This window comes from Streptomyces sp. NPDC048254 (assembly GCF_043201895.1).
Lineage (GTDB): Bacteria > Actinomycetota > Actinomycetes > Streptomycetales > Streptomycetaceae > Streptomyces.
In genome coordinates this window covers 1-19,982 of the sequence record NZ_JBICZJ010000010.1, presented here as the reverse complement: position 1 = coordinate 19,982, position 19,982 = coordinate 1, and the positions used below count along the sequence as shown (strand labels likewise).

At 68.5% G+C, this 19,982-nt stretch carries 17 protein-coding genes and 1 pseudogene; 14 read left to right on the top strand and 4 right to left on the bottom strand.

Features of this window, described 5'->3' with window-relative positions:
• Positions 1-57 precede the first annotated feature (57 nt).
• Together ACGFZQ_RS26925 and ACGFZQ_RS26920 are read right to left on the bottom strand one after the other, a co-directional pair.
• Positions 58-1,596, bottom strand: a complete 1,539-nt coding sequence (locus tag ACGFZQ_RS26925; RefSeq protein ID WP_351739097.1) for an MFS transporter — start codon at positions 1,594-1,596, stop codon at positions 58-60.
• A gap of 264 nt (positions 1,597-1,860) precedes the next feature.
• On the bottom strand, positions 1,861-2,511 hold the full coding sequence (locus tag ACGFZQ_RS26920) for a TetR/AcrR family transcriptional regulator (RefSeq protein ID WP_393842474.1): 651 nt from the start codon (positions 2,509-2,511) through the stop codon (positions 1,861-1,863).
• 274 nt (positions 2,512-2,785) lie between these two features.
• Here ACGFZQ_RS26920 and ACGFZQ_RS26915 point away from each other — a divergent pair, with 274 nt between their 5' ends.
• The 11 genes from ACGFZQ_RS26915 (at position 2,786) to ACGFZQ_RS26865 (ending at position 16,415) form a co-directional block, all read left to right on the top strand.
• On the top strand, positions 2,786-4,087 hold the full coding sequence (locus ACGFZQ_RS26915; protein WP_393842473.1) for a M6 family metalloprotease domain-containing protein: 1,302 nt from the start codon (positions 2,786-2,788) through the stop codon (positions 4,085-4,087).
• Between the two features lie 230 nt (positions 4,088-4,317).
• Entirely contained in the window at positions 4,318-5,904 is a 1,587-nt protein-coding gene (locus ACGFZQ_RS26910; RefSeq protein ID WP_393842472.1) for an IclR family transcriptional regulator C-terminal domain-containing protein, read from the top strand.
• Between the two features lie 357 nt (positions 5,905-6,261).
• Complete coding sequence (locus ACGFZQ_RS26905) at positions 6,262-6,720, top strand: hypothetical protein (RefSeq protein ID WP_393842471.1); 459 nt, start codon at positions 6,262-6,264, stop codon at positions 6,718-6,720.
• Between the two features lie 12 nt (positions 6,721-6,732).
• A complete protein-coding gene (locus ACGFZQ_RS26900; RefSeq protein WP_393842470.1) occupies positions 6,733-7,455 on the top strand; it encodes a hypothetical protein in 723 nt (240 codons plus the stop codon).
• Entirely contained in the window at positions 7,442-7,990 is a 549-nt protein-coding gene (locus ACGFZQ_RS26895) for an SLOG family protein (RefSeq protein ID WP_393842469.1), read from the top strand. Before ACGFZQ_RS26900 ends, ACGFZQ_RS26895 begins: the two co-directional genes overlap by 14 nt.
• A 115-nt stretch (positions 7,991-8,105) precedes the next feature.
• Positions 8,106-9,092, top strand: a complete 987-nt coding sequence (locus ACGFZQ_RS26890) for an AAA family ATPase (RefSeq protein WP_393842468.1) — start codon at positions 8,106-8,108, stop codon at positions 9,090-9,092.
• A gap of 97 nt (positions 9,093-9,189) precedes the next feature.
• Positions 9,190-11,733, top strand: a complete 2,544-nt coding sequence (locus ACGFZQ_RS26885; protein WP_393842467.1) for a S8 family peptidase — start codon at positions 9,190-9,192, stop codon at positions 11,731-11,733.
• 55 nt (positions 11,734-11,788) lie between these two features.
• Complete coding sequence (locus ACGFZQ_RS26880) at positions 11,789-12,766, top strand: RNA-binding domain-containing protein (protein WP_393842466.1); 978 nt, start codon at positions 11,789-11,791, stop codon at positions 12,764-12,766.
• A 350-nt stretch (positions 12,767-13,116) separates the two neighbouring features.
• Positions 13,117-13,560, top strand: a complete 444-nt coding sequence (locus ACGFZQ_RS26875; RefSeq protein ID WP_393842465.1) for a hypothetical protein — start codon at positions 13,117-13,119, stop codon at positions 13,558-13,560.
• Positions 13,557-15,644 carry a hypothetical protein gene (locus tag ACGFZQ_RS26870; RefSeq protein WP_393842464.1) on the top strand — a complete coding sequence of 696 codons (2,088 nt, stop codon included), beginning with the start codon at positions 13,557-13,559 and terminating at the stop codon, positions 15,642-15,644. Before ACGFZQ_RS26875 ends, ACGFZQ_RS26870 begins: the two co-directional genes overlap by 4 nt.
• A gap of 33 nt (positions 15,645-15,677) precedes the next feature.
• A complete protein-coding gene (locus ACGFZQ_RS26865; protein WP_393842463.1) occupies positions 15,678-16,415 on the top strand; it encodes a hypothetical protein in 738 nt (245 codons plus the stop codon).
• Positions 16,416-17,236: 821 nt separating this feature from the next.
• On the opposite strand, the gene ACGFZQ_RS26860 is transcribed toward ACGFZQ_RS26865, so the two are convergent.
• Both ACGFZQ_RS26860 and ACGFZQ_RS26855 read right to left on the bottom strand, forming a co-directional pair.
• Positions 17,237-18,418, bottom strand: a complete 1,182-nt coding sequence (locus ACGFZQ_RS26860) for a hypothetical protein (protein WP_393842462.1) — start codon at positions 18,416-18,418, stop codon at positions 17,237-17,239.
• A gap of 219 nt (positions 18,419-18,637) precedes the next feature.
• Positions 18,638-18,799, bottom strand: a complete 162-nt coding sequence (locus ACGFZQ_RS26855; protein WP_393842461.1) for a hypothetical protein — start codon at positions 18,797-18,799, stop codon at positions 18,638-18,640.
• 4 nt (positions 18,800-18,803) lie between these two features.
• Here ACGFZQ_RS26855 and ACGFZQ_RS26850 point away from each other — a divergent pair.
• From ACGFZQ_RS26850 to ACGFZQ_RS26840, 3 genes and pseudogenes are all read left to right on the top strand, one after another.
• Positions 18,804-19,157: pseudogene (locus ACGFZQ_RS26850) on the top strand (hypothetical protein); the annotation flags it as partial.
• A gap of 71 nt (positions 19,158-19,228) precedes the next feature.
• On the top strand, positions 19,229-19,597 hold the full coding sequence (locus ACGFZQ_RS26845) for an alpha/beta fold hydrolase (protein ID WP_393842460.1): 369 nt from the start codon (positions 19,229-19,231) through the stop codon (positions 19,595-19,597).
• Between the two features lie 106 nt (positions 19,598-19,703).
• Positions 19,704-19,982: transposase (locus ACGFZQ_RS26840; RefSeq protein ID WP_393842459.1), on the top strand; the 279-nt coding region annotated here is incomplete at its 3' end.

Here is a 19,982-nt window from a genome sequence, read left to right as displayed (position 1 = left end):
GCGGGTACCCGGTCGACCGGTGGCCGGTCAGTGGTCGCTCAGAGGTCGCTCAGAGGCTCAGTGGGCGACCACCGGGACCGCCACCTCGTCCTCCGCGCCCTCGCCCGAGGCCACCGTCGTGGTGTCCGGCTTGCCGGCGTTGACGAAGGTCACCACGACCACCGCGGCCAGCACCAGCATGCCGACGGCGACCCAGATCGCGTTGGCGTAGCCGTGCACCGCGCCCTCCATCTGGACCAGCTGCTGCTGCGACTTGGAGGTCGCGGTGCCAATGTGGTCCTTGATGTACGACGTCGTCGCGGACGCGGCGATCGTGTTCAGCAGGGCGGTGCCGATCGCGCCGCCCACCTGCTGCGAGGTGTTGACCATCGCGGAGGCGACACCGGCGTCCCGGGGTTCGACGCCGAACGTGGCCAGGGACATGGCCGGCATGAACGCCGTACCCATGCCGAGACCGAGCAGCAGCATCGCCGGCAGGATCGTCGAGGCGTACGACGAGCCGATCTCCATCTGGGTCATCACCAGCATGCCGGCCGCGGCGACCAGGAAGCCGGGGCCCATCAGTGCCCGGGCCGGGACCCGGGTCATCAGACGGGTGCCGATCTGGGTGGAGCCGATCATCATGCCCGCGATCATCGGCAGGAACGCGAAGCCGGTCTTGATCGGCGAGAAGCCCTTGATGACCTGGAGGTAGTAGGTCAGGAAGAGGAACGTGCCGAACATCGCGATGATCGCGATACCGAGGGAGAGGTAGATACCGCCGCGGTTGCGGTCGAGGACCACGCGAAGCGGCAGCAGCGGGGCCTTGACCCGGGTCTCGGTGACGACGAACGCGACCAGCAGCACCACGGAGGCGACGAACAGGCCGATGGTGGTGGCGTCGCCCCAGCCGTCGGACTCGGCGCGGGTGAAGCCGTACACCAGGGAGACCAGGCCCAGGGTGGACAGGAGCACGCCGGGGATGTCGAGCGGGTTGCGGTTGCGGCCGCCCTCCGGCTCACGGATGACGAAGTACGCGCCGAGCGCCGCGACGATGGCGAACGGGATGTTCACGAAGAACGTCCAGCGCCAGTCCAGGTACTCGGTGAGCACACCGCCGAGGATGAAGCCGACGGCGCCGCCGCCACCGGCGATCGCACCGTAGATACCGAACGCCTTGGCACGCTCCTTGGCGTCCGTGAACATCACGGCGAGCAGGGAGAGCGCGGCCGGGGCGAGCATGGCGCCGAAGACGCCCTGCAGGGCGCGGGCGCCGAACATCATCGCGCCGCTGGTCGCCGCGCCGCCGAGCGCGGAGGCGGCGGCGAAGCCGGTCAGGCCTATGACGAAGGCCCGCTTGCGACCCCACAGGTCGGCGATCCGGCCGCCGAAGAGCAGCAGACCGCCGAAGGCGAGGGCGTAGGCCGTGACGACCCACTGCCGGTTGCCGTCGGAGATGCCCAGGTCGGTCTGGGCGGAGGGCAGTGCGATGTTCACGATGGTGGCGTCGAGGACGACCATCAGCTGGGCGAGCGCGATGAAGACGAGCGCTTTCCAGCGGTTGGCGTCACCGGACTGCGCCGGTGCGCCTGGAGCCTTGGCGGCTGTTTCAGACATGGTGGTACCCACTTCGTGACTTCGTGAATGCGTGACGGAAAGTCGGTGCTTCTTGATGGAAAGTCGGCGGTTCGTGACGGAAGGTCGGCGTTCTTGACGGAAGGTCGGCGTTCGTTACGGAAGGTCGGCGTTCGTTACGGAAAAACAGATCGGTGGAGCGCAGACGGTGGTCGGCGCGAATCAAGGGGCGCGGCGGATGAAGGACCGTTGTTCGGTCCGGAACTGATCGGCCCCCTGCGGGACGGTGCGGTCGCTCTCGGTCGTTCAGGCCTGGCGGAGGTCCTCCATGGTCACGGCCGTGCCCGGCAGGGCGGAGCAGGCCGGGGCCCGCAGTCCGTCCAGGAACAGCTGCAGAAGACGGTGGACGAAGCGGTCGCCGACCAGGCAGTCGGTGCCGAACGGGGGCCGGCTGAGCTGAGCCACGGCGATCATCACGTCGCCGACACCCACGTCTCGACGGAGCTGTCCGGCCGCCTTGGCGCGATCCATGAGCTGCTCGATGAGCCGCTCACACCGCTCGCGCGCCGCTTCCAGGTCGGGGTGGTTCTTGTCGAAGGTGCTGGAGACCATCGGGCACAGCGCGCTGACCCGCTCGTCGGCGGAGGCGTGCACGAACCGCTCCAGCGCCCCGAAGGCGTCCCCGCTCTCGGCGAGCGCGAGCTCGGCCGCTTCCGACGTCCGGTCCATCACGGAGCAGACGACCTCGCGGACGAGTGCGTCACGGTCGGGGAAGTTGCGGTACACCGTGGCGTTGCCGACGCCGGCCCGGCGGGCGATCTCGTCGAGCGGCACGTCGGGGCCGTACTCGGTGAACATCTCGCGGGCGGCGGTGACGATCCGCTCCCGGTTGCGCAGAGCGTCGGCGCGAGGCCGGGGCGCCTTGCGCACGGTGGGGATGGCGGTCGCGGTCTGCACGGCGCACTCCTGGTCTGGTGGTCTGGGTGATGCTCTGGGCTTCCACGATCCGGGGATCCGCTCCCCGTTTCGCGCGGACACACGTCTAAACGGGGAGAGGGTCCCCGGTTATTTCCACACCTTCTCCAAACTTCATGTGACCTGAGTCACGCCTTCTGCCGCGGCGGATCCCACGATCGGCCTCTCCAGCGCGCGCCCAACGCCCCGTCGACACAGGGTGATCGAAAGGGTGCAGCCGGAAACCGGCGGCTGCCGTGGAGCGGAAGGTCCATGCATGCAGCCGCAGCCCCGCCGCCCGATACCCCCGAACCGCCGGATAGGCCACCGCCGTGCGGTCTCCCTCGCCGCCGTGACCGTGCTGATCCTCGCGGTCGGCACCTCGGCGGGCACCGGGCACCTCACGGCGGCGCCCACGCCGGCCGGCGCCGGCCCGATCGCGCTGGCCCGCTCCTCGGCCTACGGCCCCTGCCTGATCAGCGGCGGCCACGAGGTCCAGATGACCGAGGGCATCCCCACCCCGGGCGGCTACTCCCGCTCCACCGGCACCGTGCACGCCCTGACCCTGATGGTCGACTTCTCGGACGCGCCCGGCCAGGGCAGCGCGCTCGACCGCTACCACGAGTTCTTCCCGCAGACCCAGGACTGGTTCCGCAACGCCTCCTACGGCAAGCTCGACTATCAGCCGGCCGCCCCTGTCGACCACTGGCTGCGGATGCCCAAGCCGTTCGCGGCGTACGGCATAGAGCGCGGCGCCCCCTTCGACCCCGGCTACCGGCAGCTGGTCCAGGACATCGTGGCCGCCGCCGACCCGGACGTGGACTTCCGGTCGTACGACCTCCTGAACGTGCTGATCACCCCGAACGCCGGCCCCTCCGCCCTGGACACCGTGCTGTCGGTGACCTTCGCCGGCAACTCCGACGCCCCGGTCGCCGACGGCGTCCCGGTCGCCAACGCCTCCTTCGTCTACTCCCGCCAGGACGACGGCTCCGGCTCCTACCCGCAGACCGGCTACCGGGTCCTCCCCCACGAGAACGGCCATGTCTTCGGCCTGCCCGACCTCTACACCCAGGAGGGCGGGGGCTCGGTCGGGCACTGGGACATCATGAGCGAGGACTGGGGCGCCGACAACGACCTCCTCGCCTGGCACAAGTGGAAGCTGGGCTGGCTCGACGCCGACCAGGTCAGCTGCGCGGCGGCCCACGGCACCACCGACCAGACGCTGACCCCGCTCTCCCGGGCCGGCGGTCACAAGCTGGTCTTCGTCCCCGTCGACGCCCGCACCGGCTACGCCCTGGAGGTCCGCACCAAGGGCGGCAACGACGAGGAGGTCTGCCGCCCGGGCGTCCTCATCTACAAGGTCGACGCGAACGTCGACACCGGCCGCGGACCGATCAAGGTGTACGACGCCCACGGCGACACCGGCGGCTGCACCCGCAGCCCCAACGTCCAGGCGGAACTCTCCGACGCCCCGTTCGGCCCGGGCGAGACCTTCAAGGACCCGAAGCACGGGATCGAGGCGCGGGTGCTGGGGGTGGACGCGACGGGGGACTACCGGGTGCGGGTCGCTCGGGGGTAGGGGGGCGCGGAGTCGTGACATCCGGCGCGGAGATGCCGGACCCGGCGCGGAGTCATGACGCCTGGCGCGAAGCTATCGGACCCGGCGCGGAGTCATGACGCCTGGCGCGAAGCTATCGGACCCGGCGCTGATCGGCTCGGGCGCCCACGGTCTACGGTAGGCGTGCCCCGATCGAGGCCTGTACTGATGGCCGTACCGAGGCCTGTGCTGATGGCCGTACCGGAGAGTCGATGACCGCCGCCGCCCCCCTGCCCTCCTCCTCCACCGCACCGCACGAGCCGCCCGCGGAAGCGGTCGCGCCGCTGATCCGGGGCGTGGCGGTGCTGGAGGCGCTGACCGAGACGGGCGGGACCCTGAGCGCGAGCGCGCTGGAACGCCGTACCGGCCTGGCCCGTTCCACGGTCGACCGGATCACCGCGACCCTCGCCCGCATGGGATACGTCCGCCCGGCCGGCCGGGACGCGGTGCTCACCCCGCGCGTGATGGAGCTCGGCAACGCCTACCTGGCCGCCCTCCGCCTGCCCGCCCTCCTCGACCCGTACGCCGACGCGCTCGCCGACGAACTCGACGAGTCGGTCTCGCTCGCGGTCGCCGACCAGGACGGCATCCGTTTCATCCACCAGGCCACCCGCCGCCGCGCGATGTCCGTCAGCTTCCGCATCGGCGACCTGCTGCCGGCCGAACGCACCGCCCCCGGCCCGCTGTTCGCGGCGGACTGGACGGAGACGGAGTGGTCGGCCTGGCGGGCCCGGCGCGCGGCGGACCCGACCGACGCGGGTTTCCCGGCCGTACCGGCCCGCGGCCCCGGTGTGGAGGACGGCTTCGAGGCGAGGGCGGACCGGGCCCGCCGGGACGGCTGGGCCCTGGACGACCAGCTGATCGAACCGGGCCTGGTCGCGGTGTCCGTCCCCGTCCGCGACCCGGCCACCGGCAGGGTCGCCTGCGTGGCCAGTGTCGTCAGCCACACGAGCCGTCACACGGCGGCGGACCTGCGTGCCACACTCCTCCCCCGCCTGCGCAGGGCGGTGATGGCGATGGAGACGGAACTGCGCGAGGCCCCGCCGCCGCGGCCGGGCCCGCCGCCCTCCGGCCTGGCCGGCTGGACCACGGCGTCCAAGCACGAGTTGGGCCGCGACTTCGTGGAGTCACTGGCCCGCGGGCTGACGGTCCTCACGGCGTTCGGCGAGGGCCGCTCGGCCCTGACGCTGACGGATGTGGCGAAGGCGACGGGCCTGGCCCGGGCGACGGCCCGACGGGCCCTGATCACGTACGAGCACCTGGGCCTGGTGACCGCGGCGGGGCGCACGTTCGCCCTCACCCCCCGGGTGCTGTCCCTCGGCTACCCGCCGCTGTCCCGCACCACCCTCGCCCGCCTGGCCGCCCCCCGCCTCCGAGCCCTCACGGACCGCGTGCACGAACCGACGGCCCTGGCCGTGCTCGTCCCGGGGACCGACCCGCCGGAGATCCAGTACACCGCGGTGGCGACCGCGAGCCGCGTCCTGACCGTGGACATCACGGTCGGCACCCGCCTGCCGGCGGCCCGCACCGCCCTCGGCCGGGTCCTCCTCGCCCCCGACGAGCCACGCGGATACGCCCTGGCGGACGAGGAACTGGAGTCGGGCCTGCGCTCGATCGCGGTACCGGTACGCGACCGCACGGGCCGCCCGGTCGCCGCCCTGAACGTGGCCACCCACGCGGCACGCCGCACCCTGGAGGAATGCGTGACCGAGCTCCTCCCGGAACTCCGCGCCACAGCGACCCACATCCAGACCGACCTGCACACCGCCTCCCGCTTCACCCGCGTCCCACCCTCCTGACACCCCCACACCCCACCAACCGAATCCGGTACGCTGACGCCTGTGGCCCACACGGCCACGATCCACCTTCGCCTTCGTGGGATGTGTGGGAAATTCCGTCGCCGCAGGTCAGGCCTGGTGGTGTGCGACGCCCCAAAACGCGGTAACCCCGAATCCCAAACGCCTTTGCAGCGTTTTCGCAGCTCACGACCTATGCACAGAGTGCAGCGGAGTGCATGAAACCTTTGCGAGGCGTGCACGCTGGGGGGCAGGTACAGGCCACGACACTGCCCGCTTCTGACGCTGCCAGAGTGAAGCTGTCACCCAAGGGACGGCACACGGATTGCTACTTGAGTAGCTCGGCGACAGCCTGGCCACATGGCAACCTCCCACGCCTCGCCAATCGCGGACCACCGCGTCCTCCTGCTCCTCCTGGACGACCAAGATCGCCTGATGCTGTGCGGTAGATGCTGCGATGGCTGGACGGTCCCGCAGACATTGCTCGCCGTCGGCATCGATTTCAAAGACGGAGCCGCCCAGTATCTCGCCGAGCGCTTTCAAATCACGAATCCGAGCTTCGGATCACTTTACGGTGTTCACGAAACGCGGGAGTCCGACTGCTGGGAGCACGACCAGCGAACCGTTTCCCGCGTTTTCATCGTACGGATCAGCGCGGAAGAGTCGGATTCATTTCAGGCGATGTCTCCACAGCACGCCCGATGGAAAATCAGCGAGCTTAAAGCTCGCCATCGCGACATCTCTCCTGAGGGCGTAACCCTGCTTGCCTCCGGATACGTGGAAGGTTGGCTTCCCGACGGCCCCATCTCGCTGCACTGATCTGGAGTAACCATGCCTCTGCACGCAATTGAGATCACCCTTACCCGGACCGTAAGCGGAGTCGAGCTCAAAGCTGCGCGACGGATCAGCGGCATGCCCATGGCATCGTCGCCGGACGGCAAAAGGATCGCCGTTCTCGTGTCGGCGCGGGACGAGAAGCTCGCCATCAGAAAGGTTTGGAGACGGCTTCAGGACTCGCTTCCCATTGACGTACTGTGCACTCTCTTCCCTGGGCCGGACGGGTTGCTACGGATGAGCATTCCCTTCGCGCCGGGCGTAAAGAGACGAATCCGCGCATGGGCCAAAGCGTCTGGGGCGAATACGGAGGAGTTCTTGAGCCAGGCAATCAAAGATGCGTTGGCTCGCGATCGTTCTACGGAGACAGCTCGTCAGGAGTGTGCGCTGAATTTCCTGCTCCACACCTGCTCTTGGCTGGATACTCCGCTCAGCGCCACAGACCGCATCCCTGTTTCAAGGCTGCCGGCGTCACTCGGAGACCTTGTCCGAAGGACCTCCAGTCTCGGAACACGTGTCGTCTTCACCGACATCACCGGGCCCGTCGCCTCGCTGATCAGCGAGCGAGAACTGAGGGAACTCGAAGACACGCTCGCGATTGCGGAGTGCGAGCGACGGAAGGCCGACTCCTCATCCTTCATGCCGCACGACGAAGCGGTCCAGGAGAGGCCGACCGGCGCCGGGACCGGGGAAGACGGGGAGCCGCATGGCACTGGCTGATTCCCGCGTGCTGGTGTGTGGCGACCGCCGGTGGGCGTGGCCCGGCACGGTGACCGCGGTGTTGGACCGTCTGGCTGCTCGCCACGGTGAACGACTCGTCGTGATCGAGGGTGCCGCGGCCGGTGCCGATCGGGCAGCACACATCTGGTGCGAGCGCAACGGACTCGGCACGAACCGTCACCGTTGCCACCCGGTGGACTGGCAGACCGCGCGTCGTACGTGGCCGAAGACGTGGCGGCTGGCGGGGCCCGAGCGGAACACTCGGATGCTGCTACAGGAGCGCCCTCAGTTGATCATTGCCTTCCACTCTCCCTTGTCCTTTGACTCTGGCGGTACTTCGGACATGTGTCTGCGCGGAGTGATGGACGATGTTCCCGCGTGGCTTGTGATCGGCCCGGACCCGGACGCCGGGCGGTGGCTGCGGCTGGAGGATTTCCCCCAGCGGCGTCGGGAACGTGTGGGCAGCGAGCTGACTGTGGCACGGCAGACTGGGCCCGCAGTGTCATGTGACAACGATGCCAGCGAGACCGAATAGATGACGTGCGGGCGGTTTCGTCGAGTGGGTACGTGGGACGAGATCCTCGTACGATGCCTTGTCAGTGGCAGCGGCTACGGTGGCCGCACCGGTTACTCGGGGAGGTGTGACGCGGATGGCTGCCAGCGCTGAACATCTCAAAGCCCTTGTGCGGGCACACGCCGAGGCCGACGACGACCGTTTCTACAGCATCGCCCTGCAGGTGGCGGCCAAGTCCGCACGTCAGGGGCACGGCAAGTTCGCGGTAGAGCTGCGCGATCTCGTCGAGTCGATGCGGCAGCAGGGCGCGAAGACCATCGGTGCGGTCGGCCCGACGCCTGTGGTCCAGCCCCGAGGTGAGTTGTCGAGCCTGCTGACGGCCTGGTATCCCGACGTCCGGCTCGACGACATGACCCTCGCGACGGAGCTACGTGCCTCCCTCGACCGGGTATTGCACGAACAGCGTCAGCGTGCTCGGCTTGAGCGCTTCGGCTTCACGCCGGTCCACCGGATTCTGCATTCAGGCCCGCCGGGGACCGGCAAGAGCATGACGGCTGCCGCGCTGGCCGGCGAGCTGTCCCTACCGCTGTTCACGATCCGCTTGGACGGATTGATCAGCCGTTTCATGGGCGAGACGGCGTCCAAGCTGCGGTTGGTGTTCGATGCCGTGGCCCAGACACGGGCGGTCTACCTGTTCGATGAGTTCGACGCTCTGGGTGCGCAGCGAGCCGTCGGCAACGACGTAGGCGAGGCGCGGCGCATCCTCAACTCCTTCCTGCTGTTCCTGGACGAAGCCCCCTCGGAGAGCCTCGTGGTAGCGGCCACCAACCACCACGAGATCCTGGACCGGGCTCTGTTCAGGCGCTTCGATCTGGTGATCGCCTACGAGGCACCCACATCGGAGCAGGCGGTGGAAGTGATGCGCAGGAGGCTCGCGGGAATGGACACCAGCGCAGTACGGTGGCCCTCTGTAACCAAGAGCGTGGCCGGGCTGAGCCATGCGGAACTCGTGAAGGCTGCCGAGTCCGCTGCCAAGCAGGCCATCCTGGGGGGTGCTGACGTGATCGACGATCGCCTACTGCTGGATGCTCTGAGTGAGCGGCACGCGCTCCACCATGCCTGAGTCGCACTCGTCTCCCACCGCTCCGCACCTCATCGTTCCCTGGCCTGCGCGCACCTTGCGGCCCAAGCAGCCCCGGCCGGCGAGGGACAAGGACCCCATGGATCGGTCCGCCGACCGGCAGGGGCACGTGTCCTGCCTGGTCGGTGGGTTGGAGCAGGCCCGCGACGAGGCAGTGGGCGCCCGTGCCGAGATCCCCGAGCCGTACCGGGCGGACGGCTTCGCGGTTCGCGTCGAGGCCGCGGCCGGGCACGCCCTCAAACTGGAGGCTCTCGACAGCTCGGGGCTGACGCTGATGAGCGTCCATCCGCGCACCGACGAGCGTCCCGAGGATGCGTTGGTGTGGGTCCCGTACGAGAGGGTCGGGGATCTCTCCCGCCGTATCAAGCAGTTCACCGAGGACACCGACAGCGGCACTCCCAAGCAAGCTCCGCTGGTCGCCAACATGGAGAAGGTTCAGCGAGCCTTCTTCGAACATCTGTGGCAGGAAGCTGATCCTCTGCCGCCGCTGGAGGAGCACCGCTGGTGGGAACTGTGGTTCGACCCGCAGATCGTTGAATCCGATCCCGTCGCGACATTGCGGGAGCTGGCCTTGGAGCGTCACTGGCCCCTGACAGAGGTCGCTCTGGCAGTCGGCGAGCGACTCGTCGCCCATGTGCATGCCTCCGGCGAAGACCTGCAGGCTCTCATGGGGACCAACGCCACTCCTGTGGAGATCCGTCGACCGACCTTCGCCCAGGAACTGCACTCCGTGGACCGCTCCCTCCAGCACGAGCTGGTGGACAACCTTGCCGAGCGCGTCGAGACCGCCCCGCCGGACGCTCCCACGGTGTGCGTCCTGGACACGGGGGTGAACCAGGAACACCCCCTCCTGAAGGCCTCATTGCACGGTCGGGCGCACAGCGCGCTGCCACGTCACACCGCGGCGGACCGGCACGGACACGGCTCCGAGATGGCCGGCCTTGCCCTCTACGGAGATCTCGCCGGACCGCTGGAGAATGCGAACCCCGTGGTGCTGACGCACGGGCTGGAGTCCGTGAAGATCCTGGATGGTGTGACGGGGGACCCCGCGCACCCCCGTACGTATGCGGAGGTGACGGCGAACGCGGTGGCGACGGCGGAGATCGGGGCCTTGAGCGCGGGTCCGCCGCGTGCGCGCGTGTTCTCCATGGCGGTCACCGATCAGTCGGGTGACGGCAAGAACGGGGTCGACGGGACCCCGACCCTGTGGTCCGCCGCCCTTGACGCACTCGCCGCAGGAACAGACGTGGTGGCTCACGAGGACCGTATCGAGCTGATCGGGGCTCCCGATCCGAATGCCTCACGGCTGATCGTGGTCAGCGCAGGCAACATCAGAGGCCTGGCGCCCCGGGACATCCGCACGCCGCAGGGACGCTTGGACCACCTGACGATGTGTGACCTCTCGCGGATCGAGGAGCCCGCCCAGGCCCACAACATCCTCACCGTCGGAGCGTTCACCGAGCTCACCGATGTCCCCGACGACCCGTCCTTCGCGGATTTCCGGCCACTGGCTGCCCCCGGTCAGCTCTCACCCTTCAGCCGAACGTCAGTCGCCCTGACCGGAACACCCGTGGTCAAGCCGGACATCGTCATGGAGGGCGGCAACCTCCTGGTCGACCCGGGCGAGACCCTGCTGGACACCCACCCAGTGGTCAGCGTGACCACGACCGGCAAGGACTTCTTCCGGCAGATCTCCTCCGCGAACGCGACCAGCTCCGCCACCGCCCAGGCCGCCCGTCTCGCCGCTCTCGCCCATGCCGCCTATCCCGGCCTGTCGCCGGAGGCTGTGCGTGGGCTGCTGGTGCATGAGGCTCGCTGGACGCCTGCGATGACGGGTAGCGGCCTCTACACGAAGTCCGGGCGCCCGAGGCTGGTCAAGAAGGAGTTGATGAGGCAGGTCATCCGCCGCTACGGCTGGGGAGTGCCGACCGCCGAGCGAGTCCTGTCCAGCGCCGCCAATGCCGTCACCCTCATCGTGCAGAGCCAGCTGATCCCGTTCCAGAGAGACAACAGTGGCGGCGTCCGCCTGGCAGAGCTGGAGTTCCACGAACTGCCTTGGCCACTGGAGCAGTTGCGGGAGCTGGGTGCTGCCACCGTCGCGCTCCGGGTGACGCTGTCGTACTTCGTCGAGCCGAACCCGGGCCGCCTCGGTATGCGGGGCAGATACAGCTACGCCTCCCACCGGCTCCGCTTCGCGATCAGAGCGCCCGGCGAATCCGTGGACGGCTTCGAACGACGTATCACCGCTCAGGCCGAAGCCGAAAGCGATACCCCTTCCCACGCCAAGGCCTTCGAAGGGGACAAGAACTGGCTCGCCGGCCCCCAGGGTCGCAATCAGGGATCGCTCCATACCGATGTCTGGCAGGGCTCGGCGGCGGAACTGGCCGACTGCGGTGTGCTGGCCGTCCATCCCTCCGGCGGCTGGTGGAAGAACCACAACCGCACCGACCGGGTGGGGCGCCCGGTACGGTACGCGCTCCTGGTGTCGCTGGAGACGCCGGAAGTCGAGACGGATCTGTACACCCCGATCGCGAACAAGCTCGACATTCCGATCCTCGGCGCGCCTGCGGTACGCAACGAGGTCGACACGCACCTGCCAGTGCAGACGGAGATCGGCTGGTAGTCGTCCCGCACCAATGCCCTCCGGGCACATCGTCGCAACCCTGGATACTGGGCCGATGACTGATCTCGCCACCGTCTACCAGGCAGCTCTCCAAGGGCAGTGGGACAGCGTTCTCGGCCTGCCCGAAACTTCTTGGCTCGACGTGAAGAGCTCGATCTATGCCCTGGATCAGGCCGGTCCTCGTGCCGAGTTGTGCAAGGACGTGGCCGCGATGGCCAACGCGCAGGGCGGCCTGCTGCTGGTCGGCCTGCGGACCGAGCTGGTAGAGGGGCGGGAGATCATCAGTGAGCTCAAGCCGGTTCCTCAGCGCCTCATCGACCCGGGCCGCCACCGCAAGATCCTTATGGAACAGGTGCGGCCTCCTGTGCGTGAGCTCCACACCGAATGGGTCCCCTGCGGGGAAGACAGCGGTGTTCTCGTGATGCACATACCGCCGCAGCGCTCGACGGACAAGCCGTTCGTGGTTCCGGCCACGGACCCCAAGGGACGCGAGGGCGTGGCTGTCCCGGTCCGGTCCGGGGACGATACCTCATGGCTCAAACCGGCCGAGTTGCAACGGCTGCTGGCCCTGGGCTGGTCAAGCACCAACGGGGCGCCGAGGCCGTCGGCAACCGCCACCGCCGACCAGACCACCGCTGCCCGCCTGTTGCAGTTGGTCCCGCTGGACACCCCGTGGATCAAGCATCTTCGTAACGGCGGCCCGTTCCACCGCGTCCCTGCGACAGTCAGCGACGGGGTCCACGACGCCGCCGAGGCTCTGGCAGGTGAGGTTCTGCGCTTCCGCGACCCCGAACTGGCCGCAGCCACCGAGTACTTCACGAACGCCGTCCGCGAACTCAGCAACGTGTTCGGCGGATTGCACACTCCGCTGGACGGCCCTCTCACGTACTTCGAGGTTCCACCGGAGTGGAAGCGGACCGATCCCGCGCGCTACTACGAGGCCCTCAAGGAAAACTCCCAGGCCGCGAAGTCGGTGCTCGATGCCTACCAGAACTGGGTGAACAAGCTGAACAAGAAGGGCCTGCTCACCTGACCCGGACCCCCGGAGCCCGGTGCGCCCCTCCGTCACCGGACGCGTACCGGATTAACAGCACCCACACCAGTTCTTTCTGCTTGTTTCCGGACAATCACCCAAAGTGGCGCTTTGGCCAAGTTGCACCGTAGCCGGAACATGAACTACCCCCCATCCTGGGCTTTACGGAGGATTTCCGGGCCTGACGTTTCGCACCCTCGATCCGAATCGGCCGGATTCAGGCGCTTGATAATTACTCATTCCGGTATGTGGCAAATATTTTCGATTGCCGACCTCTGCGCCGACATCCACCCTGATGTGTCGAATATGCCGCCGCCCCCTGCGCACGTCATTGGGCAGGGGAAACGACCATGGGGGACGCGTTGGACATCATGCAGGTCGCGGGTGTAGGAGCTGCCGCTCTCGTCACCGAGATGGTCAGGAGCACTTGGGACTCGGTGCGAGGCGCGATGGCCCGGATCCTTCGTCGAGACGGCGAGCAGGGTGCCGGACAGGTGCTGGACCTGATCGACGCGGCACGGCAGCAGCTCGTCGACATCCCCGACAGCGAACGCGGGACGGTGCAGGAGCGCCTGCACCGTGACCTGTCGATCCAGTTGGCGGCCTTTCTCCAGAGGCATCCGGACGCGGCGCAAGAACTTCAGGAGTTGGCCGATACGGTCCAAGGGGCCGACGAGGGTGCCGACGCACGGACGAGCGTGCACCACAACACCAACAGCCAAGTCGTCATCGCCGGCGGTGGCATCAACGCCTCGGGCGGCTTCCACTACCGGGCGCCGGAGGGAGGCCGGTGAGCGAGGAGACCGGACTCGGTTCCGTTCCACCGCCTTTCGCTCCCCCGGCTGCCGTCCCGGCGCCCGAACTGCGGGTCGAGGTAGGCAACAACCAGAACTCGAAGATCATCGTGGCTGCGGGCTCCGTCACCATGACGAGCAAACCGCAGCTGCCGGTGACCGGCATTCCTCAGGCGGAGCTCGACGTCGTACGCCTCGCGTGGGTGGGTCTGAGCTCGCGGGACGAGGAGGTACGGACGGCGGGTGAGGCCATGGATCGTCTGACCGGGGGTGGGCCCCGGCTGGCCGTCGTCACCGGACCGGCCGGCTACGGCAAACGCACTGCCGGGATCAAGGCCCTCTGGGAGATCTCCCAGAGGGAACAGGCCGATCCCGGCAGGCCGTTGGCCCTTCGGGAGATCCGGCCCGACTGGGAGAGACCCCGCTCCCCTGACATCTCTGTGCTGCCCGACGAGCCAGGCACCGGGTACTTGCTGGACGTGGCCGCGGAGATCAGTTCTTGGCGCAACGTGGGCAACTTCGCTGAGCAGCTGGTGAGTTACGCCGAGGAGCTGCTCTATGTGGGCTCGTACCTGGTCGTGATCGCCGACGAGCACGGGTGGCCCGAAGCCTCCTCCGGGACGCTGGCCCGGGTCGTCGCCCGCGCAACGGCCAAGCCCTGCGCCCAGCGGGTGGCACGGACGCACCTGGAGTACGTGCATCGCAGGCCGGACCGGCTCCGTTGGCTGAACACGGCTTCCTCCGGGACAGGTCTGGTCGGCGAGGCCGCGCATCTGCTGACCGATGACAGCCGTCCTGCGGACGGCGCGCGCCTGGCCGACACTCTCGCCTCCGCCGTGAACTCCGCAGAGGGGCTGAAGGCGGCGCTCAGCGCCTTCCAGGAGTGGCGGTCCGACGTCCAGAAGGTCTTCGCCGACACGGAGGACAAGCCGGAGGACCGCGCGCTGCTCGTCTCCACCCTGTTCCTGAACAACAAGGACGCGCTGACCATCCAGGACGGATCCAGGATGCTCCTGGGCGAGCCGAGGGAGACCAGCGTTCGGACGATCCTGACCGGGCCCGATCTGACCACCCGGCTCAAGGCCTTGGGCGCGAAGATCACCGGGCGGACCGTCACGCTCGACCACCAGCGCGGCTACGCCCGTGCCGTCCTGCTCCACCTCTGGCAGCAACGGGCCGACATCCACCCGCCGTTGCTTGCGTGGCTCGACACCATCACGTCGCCCAAGGGGCCCGGGGCCGATCGGCTCGCGCCCATCGGCGACCTTCTGGTCGAGCTGGCCGTCGCGGAGAACGACATCCGCGTCATCAAACAGATCCACGCCTGGATCGACAACGGCGACACCAGCGCCGAGCACTTGCAGCTGATCGCTCGCGTCCTCACAGTCGCCGCCGAGGCGGACACCTTGGGCGCCGAGGTCCGTTCCCTGCTGCTGGACTCTGCGCAGGAGACCTCGGAGGCCGTGGCGACCGTCGTCGCCCTGGTCTGCCAGGGCGACTTCGCCGACCACTACCCGCGCCAGGCCCTCGTCCGCCTGCGACACATCCTCGACCGGCCCGACTCCGATGACGCCGTACTCGTGGCGCAGCGGGCGCTGCGCGACATCGCCGCGCGCGAGGGCCAACTGCCCCGCGTGTGGAGCACCGTCATCAAGTGGGCCACCGAGAAGAAGCACCTGGCCGGCCACCGGGCCTTCCTCTCACTCCTGGATCCACGCGTCGATCCCTACGTCCTGCAGGTCATGCTGGCGGCCGCGGAGCAGAAGGAGGACGTCAAAGAGGCGCTCATCCAGGGCTGGAACGTGGCGCTGGCCGACGACCGGGTCGACGCGGAGTGCCGCGAACTGCTGACCGCGTGGGCGCGGTTCCGGCAGACGACGGAGGTGTCGCGCGCACTCGTGACGGAGATCCTCAACGAGATCGTCGTACAGCACCTGTACTCCACTCCGATCTCGGCGCTCATCTTCGGCGAACCCGGCGTGGCCAACGACGAGGCTGTGATCGATCTACGCAAGGACCTCAGGCTGCCCGCAGCCCTGTCGGCCGCGCGCCTCAACCACGAGCCCGCATCTGTGGAGTCCTGATCCGTGGCCCCCTCAGCCTGGTCGCGCCACCGTATGCGCAGGTCAGCGCGGCGCGGCCTGACCGACTTCGAGGTCCGGCTGCGCAGTTCACGTCCCGGTATCGGCTTCGCTGCCCGCATCACGGCCACGGTCCTCACCGAGCCGCCCTATCCGATCACAAGCGAGGAGCTCGCAGCGGCTGTCCGCGCGCTCCTCAGGAAGGCAGCGGCCGATGTCGCCGCGGCGTGCGATCCGGCGGATCTCGCCACCGCGCGGGATGTCGTCGGGGAACACCTGCGCGCCAAGCGCTCGTTGTCCACGGATCCGCCTGTCGAGTTCCGGGCCTCGCTCGCGCTCGATCTGCCGCCCGAGGACCAGGCCGCCGTCGCCGCTCTGCTGTCCGCGCAGCGACAGCAGGCCGTGACCGACATCCTGCGCCGGCAGGCGGCCGAAGCGGTTGCCTCCGAACTCGCCGATCCTGTTGCCCTGTTGGTGCGCTGGATCGAGCGGGACGACGCCGACTGGTCCAAGCTCTCCACCGTTCTCGCCGACGCGGACAAGGTGACGGAGGTGTTCGCCCGGTACAAGCCCGAGCACGAGCGGACAGTCGAGCACCAGGCGCTTGAGGTACTGCGCGAATTCCTGGCCAGCTTCCCCGAGCCCAGTCAGAAGCTCATGCTCTACACGCTGCTGGCCGCGGGCATGGAGAGCGCCCAGCGCCCTCAACTCGCCCTGAAGACAAAGGCGTTGCTGAACGGTCACACGTCGTCCGTCCTGTCGGGGGAAACGTGACCGGCCCCGGGGCTCCGCGCCCCCCATACGGGATGGCGGGATGCCGGTGAGCACGCTAGTACTGCGGTGGCTGCTGTCGCCGCGGACCAGTTGGCATGCGTGGCGCCTCGTACTGGCCAGCGATGGCGACCTCTCCTTCGATGCGGCCTGGCGGCGTACACGCGTGGACCGGCACCCCGAGGAAAGGCCCTACCTGGAGTACGGTCACCGCTCACCCGGCGACCCGGCGCCCCGCAGCGGCCTGCCTCCTCATGCGGCCCGGCCAATCGACGGCGAGCGGTGACTTCGAGACCTGTCCGACACCAGTTCATGTCCGAGTCCGAACCGGACTTGGGTCCCCTTCGTAGCTACACCAGGCCGTGCGCGTCGAGACTGCCTGGTGTAGCCGCTGCTTGCTAGACGAGGCGAAGCGATGCCGCCCCGCAAGTGGGTCGGGAAATCAGGATCGCGGTAGGCCTCGGAGACGTATCCGAGGGCGATGTAGAATGGCCCGCCGACCTCGGTGAGCAGGTCGGTGTTCCAGGTCGAGCCGAGGGCGGAGGCGGTGGGGAAGCAGGTGGCGGGCAGGTTGACCTCGAAGCTGAAGCGCTCGGTGCCGTCGCACAGCTTGCGCAGGCCGTGCGGTCGCCATCGATCCGCGGGCAGCGGCCCGGCAGAGCGCCGTAATGGTGCTCGTCGGCCTGTCGAGCCGCACGCCTCATGTGCTCTTCGAACCGGCTGGCCCACAGATCATTGAGCGATCGTCCACCTGAGGCCGCCCCGGCCGCGCCGGACCCGTGCCCAGCGGCCCACTCCGGTTCCGAACCACGGGAGCTCGTCGATCACGCAGCAGGGCGATGCGGCGCGAGCGCGCGCAGATCCTCCATGTCGGTGCAGAAGTCCTCGTCCGGACGGATCCAGTCGCGGTCCCATGGGTCACCGTCGGCGGCGTGTACCTGGGCCTGGAGGTCGGCCAGTTCGGCGGGCAGGTCCCGCAGTCGCGTGACGATGCGCGTGCCGGTGCGCGGACCGGCCTTGGACCGTGACAGCAGATTCGCCATTTCCCGGTCCGGGACGACGACGTGGCAGTACGGCACCGCGATCCCCAACGCGTCGACGTCGTACAGGGCGTTCATCGTCCAGGTCTTGGTCTGATTACTGAAGAGCTCGGCTTTCAGGTCCACGGCGATGCGCACCGATGGCATCCGGTCGCCGAACGCGGTCATGCGGGGGCGGCCGGACCTCGGACGGGCCGTATCGAGTCCGATCTCCCGGTGGAGGTCGATGCGGTACTCGTCGAGTAGTTCCCGGAGCAGTTCGTAGTGCTCGTGGAGGAGCTCGCGTGCCTGGACTCGTACGCGCAGTTCATGCCGGCTGACCGGATCGTCTGCCAGCATCCCGGCGTACGTCTCCTCCCACTCCAGTCTGCTCCGGGTGACTTCGCGCATGGCTTCAGGCCGGTATCCATGCCGCCGCAGGTTCTCGATCTCCTCGTCCCTCGGTCCCGCAAGCAGTTGGAACTCGGCGTACTGGTTGGCCTTGCGCAACAGGTCCCGCAGCTCCGGGACCGTGTCCATGTCGACCTTGCCGGAGGGGCCACGGAGGATCAGCGGGGCGCGTTCGCCGACGAGCGCCCATGCCGCCCCGATGCCGAGCACTCGCGGTGGGCGGGGCCGGAACGTGGGTCGGCCGAAGCTCACGTGCATGGCGTACAGCATCTGGTGCCGGAGCAGGACACGGCGTGAGCGCATGGTGCGACAGTGCGAGATGGAGGCCATGACCCGGGACACGTCCGCCCGCTGGCGCGGGTCGGCGATCTTGCCGACCTCCATGTAGTGGGTGGCCGAGAGCGGGAAGAGGACACCTGCCGCGGAGGCGTCTCGAACGGCCGCGAGCAGGCTCGTGTCGGATGCCTCCTGCGGTGTTCCTTTCGCCGCGCGTGCCAGACGGATCCACACCCACAGATCGAGGTAGACCGACGGTGTGGCCATATGGAGGTTCGGTGAGTCGGCGGCCTCGGACATCGACGTCTCCTGGTTCTCCGCGCCACGCGATATGTGACCGTGCGGCGGGCGAGACGGGCGGCGCCTGGTCCCGCTGACCGGCGTCGTGCTCGCAGACGACCATGTTCCCAGCAGGCCAGCGCGGGCGCCGCCCATTTTCCTGGCGGCACATGCGGGTCACCGACATCTTCCCGCCCTGGTGGGCCTGTTGGGCATCCACGCGCCGCGACGCAGGTGAACTCACGTCGGATGCGTGAAGGCCTTCGCCTGGGCACGAAGGCGTTCGCTCGCGTCGGCGCCATCGGCAGCTGCCCACGAGTCGGCGTCGCGCATGGCGACGACGCGCTGGTAGCCGTTCTCGGCCACGACGCGAGCGAGTTCGTCCTTGTCTGCGAAAGGCAAGTACATGGTCTCGGCGGTGATGCCAACCTCGCGCAGGGACCGCGTACTACAACACCCGCAACTGGCACTATCTGTACTTCACTTCGGCCGACCATGGCAGCCCCGCCCTGAACGCCCTCAGCTGCGAACGAGGCGCCCGCACCAGCCACCCCGTCCAGGCCCCTCTGCCCCCGGCGCACCCGTCGCGCTTCGGGCCGAACTCGACGGTCCCGTAGTGCACTTCGCCTACGACACCGGCGAGGGAACCGTGCCCCTCCCGCTCGAACTCGACGCCACAGTCCTGTTCGACGAAGCCTCCGACGAGTTCCACGACGGCCAACTGCGCGTCCTCGGCGTCACCGGCGCGATGCTCGGCCTGTGGGTCCAGGACCTCGACGGCGCGGGCGTGCACGCCGACTTCGGCCACGCCACGTACGAGGAGGTGACCGGATGGCCACGACGGTGGACCTCTTCCACACCGTCCTCGACCCGGGTCCCCCCGATGTCGCAGACGCCAACACGCTGCTGCTGGTGCACGGTTGGGGCGGCGCCGGCCGCGAATGGTCGCCGCAGGCCGAGGTCCTGGCCGCCGCCGAGCACCGTGTGATCGTCCCCGACCTGCGTGGTCACGGCCGCTCGCCCGTCTTGGACGAGGACAACACCCCGGTGGCGATGGCCCAGGACCTGACGGCGCTGATCGGTGCGACAGAATCGCCTCGAACTTGGCTGCCAGCACGGCCCGTTGCTCTTCCAGCGCGCTCATCCCGGATCAACGAATCACCGAGCAGAAACCCACGAGTTAACCTCGCGCTTTCATGAAGTCTGGTGTCCGACGGATGGTCAGATAAACGAAAAGTGCCTCTGACCAGCAAGAATGAGGATTGTCGAGGTCCTTGTTCCTGCCACCGCCGGAGGCACTTCCCAGGTGAAGAAGCGTATCGGGTCCTACCCGCGTGTCCGCGTCGAGGGTGGTGGCCGGGCAGTGGACTCGCAGGCGGGAGGCGTCCTGCTGGTGGAGACGGCCCGTAAGGCCGGGCTGGACCAGGCGATATCTGCAGCTCTGACACCGTGGCGCAAGCCGCGGGTGGTGCACGATCCGGGGAAGACGTTGCTGGATGTGGCCCTGGCGGTCGCACTCGGCGGGGACTGCCTGGCCGATGTGGGGATGCTGCGGGCCGAGCCGGCCGTGTTCGGGCCGGTGGCT

What these genes read in the sequence shown, in the direction of transcription:
- ACGFZQ_RS26925 (WP_351739097.1), bottom strand. Translation starts at nt 1,596, where the DNA reads ATGTCTGAAACAGCCGCCAAGGCTCCAGGCGCACCGGCGCAGTCCGGT.
- ACGFZQ_RS26915 (WP_393842473.1), top strand. Translation starts at nt 2,786, where the DNA reads ATGCAGCCGCAGCCCCGCCGCCCGATACCCCCGAACCGCCGGATAGGC.
- ACGFZQ_RS26910 (WP_393842472.1), top strand. Translation starts at nt 4,318, where the DNA reads ATGACCGCCGCCGCCCCCCTGCCCTCCTCCTCCACCGCACCGCACGAG.
- ACGFZQ_RS26905 (WP_393842471.1), top strand. Translation starts at nt 6,262, where the DNA reads ATGGCAACCTCCCACGCCTCGCCAATCGCGGACCACCGCGTCCTCCTG.
- ACGFZQ_RS26900 (WP_393842470.1), top strand. Translation starts at nt 6,733, where the DNA reads ATGCCTCTGCACGCAATTGAGATCACCCTTACCCGGACCGTAAGCGGA.
- ACGFZQ_RS26895 (WP_393842469.1), top strand. Translation starts at nt 7,442, where the DNA reads ATGGCACTGGCTGATTCCCGCGTGCTGGTGTGTGGCGACCGCCGGTGG.
- ACGFZQ_RS26890 (WP_393842468.1), top strand. Translation starts at nt 8,106, where the DNA reads ATGGCTGCCAGCGCTGAACATCTCAAAGCCCTTGTGCGGGCACACGCC.
- ACGFZQ_RS26885 (WP_393842467.1), top strand. Translation starts at nt 9,190, where the DNA reads ATGGATCGGTCCGCCGACCGGCAGGGGCACGTGTCCTGCCTGGTCGGT.
- ACGFZQ_RS26880 (WP_393842466.1), top strand. Translation starts at nt 11,789, where the DNA reads ATGACTGATCTCGCCACCGTCTACCAGGCAGCTCTCCAAGGGCAGTGG.
- ACGFZQ_RS26875 (WP_393842465.1), top strand. Translation starts at nt 13,117, where the DNA reads ATGGGGGACGCGTTGGACATCATGCAGGTCGCGGGTGTAGGAGCTGCC.
- ACGFZQ_RS26865 (WP_393842463.1), top strand. Translation starts at nt 15,678, where the DNA reads ATGCGCAGGTCAGCGCGGCGCGGCCTGACCGACTTCGAGGTCCGGCTG.
- ACGFZQ_RS26860 (WP_393842462.1), bottom strand. Translation starts at nt 18,418, where the DNA reads ATGTCCGAGGCCGCCGACTCACCGAACCTCCATATGGCCACACCGTCG.
- ACGFZQ_RS26845 (WP_393842460.1), top strand. Translation starts at nt 19,229, where the DNA reads ATGGCCACGACGGTGGACCTCTTCCACACCGTCCTCGACCCGGGTCCC.